Genomic DNA, 10,753 nt, shown 5'->3' on the forward strand with positions numbered 1-10,753 from the left:
TAAGTTACTTGTCAATGTAACTTAGGATATTTTTTATATCAGGAGTCAACTCCTCTTACCAGATATGGGCACGCTTGTTCTTTGGAACAAAGAGCTTTTCGCCCTTCTTGATACCGAAAGCCTTGTACCATGCGTCAACCATTGGGAGTGCACCATTCACACGAGCCTCATTGGGAGAGTGAACATCCACTGTCATGAGATACTGCAGATACTCAGGACGGGCATTGCCAGCCCATACACGAGCCCATGACAGGAAGAAGCGCTGCTCAGGAGTGAAACCGTCCTTCACGCCAAGTTTTTCTGTCTTCATCACGTTCTGCAGAGCACGGAAGGCGATATTCAGTCCACCATTATCACCGATGTTTTCACCCAATGTCAACTGACCGTTTACCTTCTTGCCTGCCAACTCTATCGTGTTGAAATGGTTGACGAGCACCTTGGTACGGGCCTCGAAATTCTTCTTATCAGCAGCCGTCCACCAGTTGTGCTGGTTGCCGGTCTTGTCAAACTGACTGCCCTGATCGTCGAAACCATGACTCATCTCATGTCCTATCACACCACCGATAGCACCATAGTTCATAGCATCGTCAGCTGATGGGTCGAAGAAAGGAGGCTGCAGAATAGCTGCAGGGAAGCAGATCTCGTTGGTGGTAGGGTTGTAATAGGCATTGATGGTCTGAGGTGTCATTCCCCACTCCATCTTGTCTACTGGCTTGTTCACCTTACGGGCGATATCATCCTTGGTGAAGAACTCAGAGATGTTTGCCATATTCTCATAGAGTGACAGACTGTCGTCCACCTGCAGTCCGCTGTAGTCCTTCCACTTGTCTGGATAACCTATCTTGATGATAAAGTTCTCCAATTTATCCTTTGCCTGTGCCTTGGTGGCGGCGCTCATCCATGTAGCCTCGTCGATGCGCTGGGCAAGGGCTGCCTGCAGGTTGTGAACCAACTGGAGCATACGGTTCTTGCTGCTCTCAGGGAAATACTTCTCTACATAGAGCTTACCGATGGCCTCGCCCAAGACACCGCTCACGCTGCTCACAGCACGCTTCCAGCGAGGACGGTCCTGCTGCACACCACTCATCACCTTACTCAGTTCGAAGGATACGGCACGGAAGTCATCACTCAGCACACTGGTGGCTCCAGAGATGACCTTGAGCTCTGCATAGGTCTTCAGGTCGTCGAGAGAGGTCTCGGCAAGAATCTTCTCCACCTCGTGGATAGGCTCTGGCTGAGCCACGCAGATGTCCTTGAAGGCTGGGAAGCCTGATGCCAGGAACACATTGCCCCAGTCGATACCAGGATAGTCGATAACCAACTGGTTGTAGCTCATCTTGTGATAATTCTTGTCGATGTCACGAAGTTGCACCTGGCTGTAGCTTGCCTTGGCAATACGAGTCTCAATGGCCATCACAGCCTCCATCTTATTCTCGGCAGTAGCCTCGTCGTTGCCTACCATCTGGAAGAGCTTCTTTATGTATGTCTTGTAAGCCTCACGGATCTTCTTGGTCTGGTCGTCGTCATTGAGATAATAGTCGCGCACTCCCAGTCCAAGACCTCCCTGTCCCACTTCTACCAGGTTGTTGGCAGCATCACGCAGGTCGGCACCCACACCGATGCCATACATCATGGTACCCTCGCCACGGAAGTCAAGTTGAGCAGTAACCAACTGATACTCTCTGCGGTCCTTGATGGCAGCGATGCGGTCGAGAGTAGGCTTGATAGGTGCCCATCCCTCCTTGTTCAGTCGAACGCTGTCCATGCGGAGGTTGTAGAGTGAACCTATCTTCTGTCCGAGCGAACCCTTCTGCTGTGGCTTGGAAGCATATTCGAGGATGATGTCCTGAATGCGCTTCTGGTTCTGTTCGAAGAGATCGGTAAAGGCACCATTGTCAGGGTGCTCTCCATCGAGTGGATGATTCTTCATCCAGTTGCCGGCGGCATAACGATAGAAATCTGTTCCTGGCTTGATACTCAGGTCCATGTTGGCCTTGTCAATGCCAGAGCCCAACTTATCTTGCTGGGCGAAAGCAGCTGTAGTTCCTAACAACAAAGCTGCTAATACCATTTTTGTTTTCATTATTGTTTAATTGAATTGAATATTCTATTTTCGTATCAGCGCCAGACCGGCAAAGGTCAGGGCGCCATTCAGCATCAGTAGCTCATAGCCGAACTTATAGCCCGTAAGCTGCATGGTCAGGGTATCGACGGCAAAGCATATCAGCGGACTGGCGATACATATCCAGGGCACCCACCTGTCGTTCACCTTTCTGTGGGTCATCAGTCCGAAGGCAAAGAGTCCCAACAGCGGACCGTAGGTATAGGAGCACAGGATATAGATGGCATCGATGACACTCGTCGAGTTGAGGGCTCCGAAGCCTATGATGAAGAGCATGAAGACCAATGCCACGGCGAGATGCACCTTCTTGCGGAGATCTTCATCCTCATCGCGCCCGAAGATATCCACGCATACACTGGTAGTAAGGGCGGTAAGAGCAGAGTCGGCACTCGAGAAACTGGCTGCCACCACTCCTATCGTGAAGAACACGGTCACCATAGATCCCAAGGCTCCCGAGGCAGCAAACATAGGCAACAGGTCGTCGGGCTTTTCGGGAAGGGCCATGCCCTGCGACTTGGCCAGCATCATCAGCAGCACACCGAGAGAGAGGAAGAGCAGATTGGCTGGCACGAAGGCGAAACCATAGCTGCACATGTCTTTCTGGGCTTCACGCAGTGTCTTGCAGGTCAGGTTCTTCTGCATCATGTCCTGGTCGAGACCAGTCATCACGATGACCACGAAGATACCGCTGAGAAACTGTTTCCAGAAGTTCTGTCGCGACACCCAGTCGTCGAAGACAAAGATGCGTGAGTGTTCATCCTGGCTGATAGCTGCGATGGCCTCCGTGGGCGTCATTCCGAGTTGTCCTGTCACCTTATATATAATAAGGAGAAGCGCGGCAAACATGCAGAGTGTCTGAAAGGTGTCGGTCCATACCAATGTCTTGATGCCTCCCTTGCGTGTATAGAGCCAGATGAGCACCACCATCGATGGCACGGTGAGCCAGAAGGGAACACCGATGTTGTCGAGCACGAAGTGCTGCAGGATGAAGCACACCACGAAGAAGCGCACGGCTGCTCCTGTCATCTTCGACAACAGGAAGAAGGAAGCTCCCGTCTTGTAGGAACGGTTGCCCAACCTGTGGAGCAGATAGGTATAGATGGTGGTGAGGTTGTACCGATAATATACCGGCAACAGGACGAAAGCCACCAGGAAATAACCCACGATGAAGCCTAAGCACATCTGCAGGTAAGTCATGCCACTCAGCATCGCCATGCCAGGCACACTGACGAAGGTGATGCCCGAGATGGAAGCTCCCACCATTCCGAAAGCCACCATGTACCAGGGCGAACGTCGGTCGCCACGATAGAACGTATTGTTGTTGGCTTGCCTCGATGTGAGGCGGCTGAAGAGCAGCAACACAGCGAAGTAAGCCAATATTGTCAGGATGATAACCATGAAAGTTGTCTGAGTTTATGCTGTCTATAGATTCTCGGCATCCTGCAGCCAGATAGTGGAGTTGGCATCCGAAGGCATGCGCCAGTCGCCACGGGGACTCAGACTCACACTTCCCACCTTTGGACCATCGGGCAGACAGCTGCGCTTGAACTGCTGGTTGAAGAAGCGGCGCACAAAGGTCTTCAGCCATTTCTTGATGGTTTCCTCATCATAGCTGTCAGGATCGTTGTCGCTGATTTTCACACGCTGCACATCTGTATCTATGAATGCCTTCTTTGCCAAGAGATAGATCTTGGCAGGGCGATAGCCGAAACGCAGAAAGTAATACAGGAAGAAGTCGTGCAACTCGTATGGTCCCACAAGATCCTCGGTCTTCTGCTTGATGTTGCCATTCTCGTCGGCAGGTATCAGCTCCGGACTGATAGGTGTGTCGATGATATCGAGCAGGGTGTTGCGGCTCTGCTCGTCTACCCCACTCTCTGCCACATAGTTCACCAAGTGGCGAATCAAGGTCTTGGGTATGCTGGCATTCACACCGTACATGCTCATGTGGTCGCCATTGTAGGTGGCCCATCCCAAGGCGAGTTCCGACAGGTCGCCTGTACCTATCACCATTCCTCCCAACTGGTTGGCAAGGTCCATCAGTATCTGTGTACGCTCGCGTGCCTGTGAGTTCTCATAGGTCACATCGTGCACGGAGGCGTCATGGCCTATGCTCTCAAAATGCTGGGTCACTGCCTTGGCGATGCTGATCTCGCGAATGGTGATGCCTAAGCTCTTCATCAGCGTGATGGCATTGTTGTAGGTGCGGTCGGTGGTTCCGAAACCAGGCATGGTGACTCCTACGATTCCCTTGCGGTTCATACCCAACTTGTCGAAAGTCTTCACGCAAACCAAGAGGGCCAAAGTCGAGTCAAGACCTCCGCTGATACCCACTACCACAGTCTTGGCGCCAGTATGCACGATGCGCTTGGCAAGTCCCATCACCTGGATATTGAATATCTCCTCGCACGATGCCTTCATGTCGGCAGAAGTAGGAATGAAGGGATGAGGGTTGACAGGGCGCTCCAACACAAACTCACGGTCGTTCTCGGCTGGAGATGCCTCGATGTTGCGAATGCCAAACTGATGGTCAAGTATCGAATACTTAATGTTGCGCTGTGCATTGACATAGGTAGAATTGGTGCGACGCTCAGAGCGGAGTCGCTCCACGTCTATCTGTGCTGTAACCATCTGTGAAACAGTGGCAAAACGCTCGCCTTCTTCAAGCATTTGTCCATTCTCGTAGATAAGGGCATTACCGCCATACACCACATCCTGTGTACTCTCGCCGAAGCCGCACGAACTGTATACATAACCTGTCATGGTGCGGGCACTCTGCTGCGACAGCAGACTCTTCAGATAGTTGTGCTTGCCTATCAACTCGTCCGAGGCTGAGAGGTTGAATATCAGGTCGGCACCTGCCAGCGCCAACTTGTTGCTGGGAGGTGCTGGCGCCCATACGTCCTCGCATATCTCCACACCGAAGCGCACACCGTCGTAAGTACGGAACAGCTGCAGGTCGGGAGTCACCTTCACCGTGTGTCCGGCAAACCGAATCTCTGTCTCCAAGAGGTCTTGCGCAGAGGCAAACCATCGTTTCTCATAAAACTCGCTGTAGTTTGGCAGATAGGTCTTGGGCACAATGCCCAATATCTGCCCCTGCTGTATCACCACAGCGCAGTTGAGCAACAGGTCGCCTGCCACTACGGGTGCTCCTACAATGGTGATGATGTCGAGCTTGCGTGTAAAGTCGAGCAGCATCATCACGCCCTGCTCTGCCACCTCCAAGAGGAGGTTCTGGCTGAAGAGGTCCTGACAACTGTAACCTGTGACCGAGAGCTCTGGGAAGACGATGACTTCCACACCCTTGCCCTCTGCCTGTACGGTGAGGTTTTCTATCTGCTCTACATTATATTTTACGTCGCCCACCTTCACCATCGGAACGGCACTGGCAACCTTGATAAATCCGTATTTCATTATTAATATTACCTTATTAAACTTTAGTAAATATGCTCTATACGCCCTGAAGGGGCATAAACTCACAGAAGCAGCACGCCCTGAAGGGGCAGAAGCTCTTAGCCCAGGGCAGCGCCCTGGGTTGTTTTGGGCGCAAATCTGTCGCCCTGTAAGGGCAAAAGCTTTAAAACTCCTGGCAATATATAAAGCTGTTGCCCTTACAGGGCGCATTGCTGATTGCCTTTATACCCAGGGCGATGCCCTGGGCTAAGAGCTTCTGCCCTTACAGGGCGTGCTGCTTATATTGGCTTTGAGGCCTTCAGCCCGTACTTGAACCATTTGCGAAAGTTAAGTTACTTTACTTAATCGTGACCTGCGTAGCACCGTATCCATACTCCTGGAAGGAAGCATCCTGATAGGTGCACGACTTATAGCGATAGTTGAGTTCATGAACGAGGGCATGGCGCAGCACACCCTCTCCCTTGCCATGGATAAAGACTATCTTCTGACCTTTTTTCTTCTTGTTCTCGTCCATGGTCTTCTTGAACACATCGAGCTGATAATGCAGGATGTCGGCAGCATTCATACCCGCTGTCGTTTCCAACAACTCATCGGCATGCAGATCTATCACGAGGGTGCCGTCATCCTTCTGACGTTTCTTCTTGCCCTCGTGGGCAATGATCTTCTCGTCCTTGTACATCTGTTCCTTCAGTCGCTTGGAGTCTACCACCAAAGGGCGTGCCACCTCGTCATTGTCGACAATGGTGAAGAGCAGAGAAGGCTGCTCGAAGAATTCGTTCTCCTCGAAGACATGCAGTTTGTAGAACTTCACGGGGTCGATGCGGAACTGCACGTCGATAGCTGGCTTCAGCAGGAAAGGCTTATCCTTCTTGTAGGCGGTCAGCTGAACACCGATGCGACCCATGTCATTGAGCACCTCACGGCCGAACTCCTCAATGAAGAGCTTGGTGTTGGGTTCCACCTCTCCTACCGACTTCAGTGTCCAGGCATTGCCCTCAGCCACGAGATATGAATAATGTATATAGTAGTTGCTGTCGTTGACAATATAGGTCTCGAAGCGGGTATGGGTTATCTCCTTGATGTCCACAGGCACAAAGGCGAGGTATGCACTCAGCTTGTTTCCTCCCTCACGTTCCTGCACAGGAGCACGGAAGGTAATCTCTCTGTCTGCAGCGTCATACTCGTCGACATGCATATCGGTCTGCTCATCATGGTCGTTGAGAATCGACTTGATGCTTCTGCTGTCCTGATGCAGTTCGGTGGCAGCATGCTCCTCGGCTTTCTGCTGGGCTTCCATCTTGGCAGATATCATCTTGCCCATGGCATAGTCGTCCTGCTCTACCACTACCACATCGTGCACTGAGGTAGGAATCTCAAATCCGTCCTCATCCTCCACCAATACGATGTCCTTACCCTGGAAGCCAGAGACTCTGCCGCCTCCCACCTCACTCAGGAATCTTACTTTATCTCCTATTTTCATTGCGTTTCAGTTTTTTATTTTCGCTACAAAGTTACATAAAGTTATCGCAATATGAGAAATTATTTACTTTATTTATCCTTTTGAACATAAATATTTATCCTTTTGGACATAAAAAAGGCCCGATACCGCTTCTCACGAAGCAGAATCGGGCTAAAAAAACTTATTACTATTGATGAGTTACTAAAATTTCAATATTACTTGATAACAAACTTCTTGCCATTGCAGATGTAGGCACCTGGAGCCAAGAGGTATTCAGCATCCTGAACGTTTCTTACCTCGGCAACCTTCACACCTGTGAGGGTGTAAATCTTCACTGCGCCTGCCTTCTGAGCTGCTACAGTCTGGTTGATGCCTGTTGAGACAGACTCATTGGTCTTACCGTTGCGGTCATAAACTGCACCGTTGACGAAATCCAAGTTGGCTGTCTGCTGACCATTACCACCGTTGTTGAAGATGATCTTAGTAGGAGCAGTTGTCAAATCGCCATCATACTTCCACATCCAGACATCCAAACCATTCTTCTTCACACCGATCTTGGTACATGCTACACCTGGCCAGGTACCACCAGTAAAGTTGTCTGTTTCAGTCCAAGCCCAGCAGTCAACCTGATTCCAGTCTGAAGGAGCGAGGAAGTAAGCGTAGATACCTGTTGGAGTAGGAATAACTACCTCTTTTATCTTGTTGAAGGTAGCAGAACCTGTCTTGGTTACATTTTCAGCATTAGTTGCGCTCCAAGTTACAGTCTTGCTCTCGCCTTCCATCATGTCAGCACCGAGGGTGAAGGTTGATGGCTTACCAGGAGTAAGAGCCACCTGCTCGCCATCGCCAATCTTATACCAACCGCTCTTTGCATTGTTGTTCAATGTTGCTGTTACGGTAACTGTCTTCTCGAAGTCACCACCGTTAGGACTCAGAGTAACCTTAGCAGCCGTATTGACAGGAGCGTCAATCTTCTGAGCATTTGCACCGCCATCATACTTCAGATAGATATCACCTGTGATACCAGAGAATTCACCAGACTGTGCACCGCTATTATTATTCAAGATGACATTGAAGTTATCTACACCATCAAAAGCGCAAGTCCAGTACTTTTCGCCATTGATTTCTTCAGACTCTGTCATCTTTGTACCAGGCCAATCGCCTGTCAATTTCTTAAGAGAAGAACCTTTTGACCAAGCATAGATATAAGGAGCATTTTCTGCCTGTACGTAAACCATGATAGTAGCGTTAGGATCAACCTTCTTGAAGGTCAAGCTACCGGTCTTTACTTTACCGTCCTGGGCCTCTGCGCTCCACTCAATAGTCTTGGTGTCGCCAAAGTTCATACCTTCGCCAATGGTAAGGTTCTCACTCACACCAGGAGTCAAGTTCACCTTATCCTGACCTTGTATCTGATACCAACCAGACTTAGCGTCTTCAGAGAGAGTAACTGTCAGGTTAATAGTCTCAGTACGGAATGATCCACCAGCCTGTGAGAATAAAACGCTTGCTGGCTGAATAGGACCCTGCTGGTTCCAAATTGTACCAGCCTCCTCATTACCATCATAGTCTTGACCGTCCAGAGACTTAGCTGTAGTATCGTAGATGAAAGCACCATCCTCACCGATCTTGCCATCCTTCCAGTCCTTTACGAGAACACGGAGCTGACCCTGAGTAGAAGGAGCTTCTACGGTGATAGTAGAACCTTCATAAGTCTTACCAGTTACCACGTCGGTATATGTACCAGCAGGGCAATCTGTGAAGGTAGCACCACCATTGAGGGCTACGAGCGCATAGCAATCCTTAGTAGCACGCTTGAAAGCGATACCATCCTTACCTGTTGCCTTACAACCATCTGTTGTCCACTGACCCTTACGGAGAGCAGGAACAGCCTGACGGATCTTGTTCAAACGGATGAGGTGCTGAGCTACATCGTGATTCAAAGTAGCAGCTACGTTACCTGTAGCCTCATACTCACCGAAGTCTGTTGCTGTTACATCACCTGTGATATAACCACCGAAGTAAGCACGACCAGTGTTAGAAAGAGGGCCGTTAGGACCTGGGTCGATTCTTACACCACGACGGAAACCAACCTCAGAACCATAGTAGATACATGGAATACCACGGAAGGTAAACAAGAGAGAGAGGTTCTCAGCCCACTGAGCATCTGTACCACCGAAACGGTTGGTATCGTTAGGACCTGGACTGTAGTCATGGCTGTCAATATATACTACATTGTATGTAGCGTCATTATAGAGTTCGTCTTCCTTTGAAAGACGGAATGCATCACTTGCAGTATTGTAGCTATAGTGCATTGGGAAGTCGATGACATTGAAACCACTTGCCTCAGAATAGTCTGGCTCATGCCATGCGCCATTGATCATCTTGGCATTTTCGCTCTTCTTGTCACCAAATGTTTCCTTACCGCAGAGCGCCTGAGGACCGACAGGACCAGAACCCTCTGGCAATACCTGACTGTCCCAGAAGCTTTGGCTTCCATCCCACTGATTCATCAAAGACTCATCAGACTTCCATGTATAGAAGTAGCAAGAAAGATTAGCCTGACCTCTATAGGTTGCATCGTGACCACGGGTACAAACCTCACCATACATAAAGAAAGGAGCCTTGTTCAATCGCTTATTCTCGTACTGCTTACCGAGGGCAGCAAACTGAGGAATGAACTGATGGTTGAAAGTGAGTCGTGAGATGTGACCAGATGTATCGATACGGAAACCATCCACACCCATCTTGATGAACTGACCATAGCAATCTACGAGATACTTAGCTACCTCGTCGTTCTCTGTATTGAGGTCCACACAGTCACCAGCAATCTGCCCCCACCAACGGGATGGATCATCCCAGCTGAACTGACCGTAATGGTGCCAGTAGTTGTGAATATCACGGTTCTGACCATCCATATTCTTCATCATGGTAAGACGACGCTGGTATTGATCTTTTGGAAGGATGGTCAGGTAGTCACTACCCAAAGTTTCTGTAGGGGTCATACAAGCATCGATGTAAGCTTGGTTGCGAAGTTGTGTGTCACGATCGAACAGCTTGCAGAGCTTCTCCTCACCGAAGTTACCGGTGTGGTTGAGCACGATGTCAAGAATGATCTTGATACCCTTAGCGTGAGCTTTGTCGATAAGTTCCTGGAACATCACGTCACCGCTCTTACCATCACTGCTCTGATAGCGGCAGTCTACATGCTGGAAATCCATGGCATGATAGCCGTGGTAGTCATAACCGGATGCGTTCTGTACGACAGGAGTAATCCAGATGGCAGTGAATCCAAGCGCCTTGATGTAGTCGAGCTTGTCGATGACACCCTGGAAGTCGCCTCGCCAGCAAGGGTCTTTTGTTTCAATCTGCGCTGCCTGGTTGTCCCAGCAGAGCACATTGTTTTTAGGATCTCCATCGTAAAAACGGGTGGTGATCATAAAGTAAATACTTTCGTCTCGGAAGTCAGTACGATCGTTGGTAAACGTTTCCGTTGCCATCGTCTGCAAGGAGACCAACATGAGCATAAGGACTGCCCATAGCCTTGATGTAAATCTCTTCATAAGATTGACTGGTAATTAATTTTTAGTTAGTGATGAATATCTATGTTAGTTATTTGATTGTTAATTTCTCACTTTAAAACTCCTGGCAATATATAAAGCTGTTGCCCTTACAGGGCGCATTGCTTATTGCCATTATACCCAGGGCGCTGCCCTGGGCTAAGAGCTTCTGCCCTTACAGGGCGTGCTGCTCAT

5 protein-coding genes are annotated in these 10,753 nt (G+C 49.7%); all 5 read right to left on the reverse strand.

Annotation, left to right across the window (positions count from 1 at the left end; all coding sequences use genetic code 11):
* Positions 1-55: 55 nt before the first annotated feature.
* Positions 56-2,083, reverse strand: a complete 2,028-nt coding sequence (locus P3T48_RS08250; protein WP_276506363.1) for a M13 family metallopeptidase — start codon at positions 2,081-2,083, stop codon at positions 56-58.
* A 24-nt stretch (positions 2,084-2,107) separates the two neighbouring features.
* Positions 2,108-3,520: a sodium:solute symporter gene (locus P3T48_RS08255; RefSeq protein WP_276506364.1), complete on the reverse strand. Its 1,413-nt coding sequence runs from the start codon at positions 3,518-3,520 to the stop codon at positions 2,108-2,110.
* Between the two features lie 24 nt (positions 3,521-3,544).
* Complete coding sequence (locus P3T48_RS08260; protein ID WP_276506365.1) at positions 3,545-5,539, reverse strand: NAD(+) synthase; 1,995 nt, start codon at positions 5,537-5,539, stop codon at positions 3,545-3,547.
* Positions 5,540-5,876: 337 nt separating this feature from the next.
* Positions 5,877-7,019: a DUF2027 domain-containing protein gene (locus P3T48_RS08265; protein WP_217757704.1), complete on the reverse strand. Its 1,143-nt coding sequence runs from the start codon at positions 7,017-7,019 to the stop codon at positions 5,877-5,879.
* 194 nt (positions 7,020-7,213) lie between these two features.
* A complete protein-coding gene (locus P3T48_RS08270; protein WP_276506366.1) occupies positions 7,214-10,561 on the reverse strand; it encodes an alpha-amylase family glycosyl hydrolase in 3,348 nt (1,115 codons plus the stop codon).
* Between the last annotated feature and the right edge of the window lie 192 nt (positions 10,562-10,753).

This window comes from Segatella intestinalis, assembly GCF_029348455.1.
Lineage (GTDB): Bacteria > Bacteroidota > Bacteroidia > Bacteroidales > Bacteroidaceae > Prevotella.

What these genes read in the sequence shown, in the direction of transcription:
- P3T48_RS08250 (WP_276506363.1), bottom strand. Translation starts at nt 2,083, where the DNA reads ATGAAAACAAAAATGGTATTAGCAGCTTTGTTGTTAGGAACTACAGCT.
- P3T48_RS08255 (WP_276506364.1), bottom strand. Translation starts at nt 3,520, where the DNA reads ATGGTTATCATCCTGACAATATTGGCTTACTTCGCTGTGTTGCTGCTC.
- P3T48_RS08260 (WP_276506365.1), bottom strand. Translation starts at nt 5,539, where the DNA reads ATGAAATACGGATTTATCAAGGTTGCCAGTGCCGTTCCGATGGTGAAG.
- P3T48_RS08265 (WP_217757704.1), bottom strand. Translation starts at nt 7,019, where the DNA reads ATGAAAATAGGAGATAAAGTAAGATTCCTGAGTGAGGTGGGAGGCGGC.
- P3T48_RS08270 (WP_276506366.1), bottom strand. Translation starts at nt 10,561, where the DNA reads ATGAAGAGATTTACATCAAGGCTATGGGCAGTCCTTATGCTCATGTTG.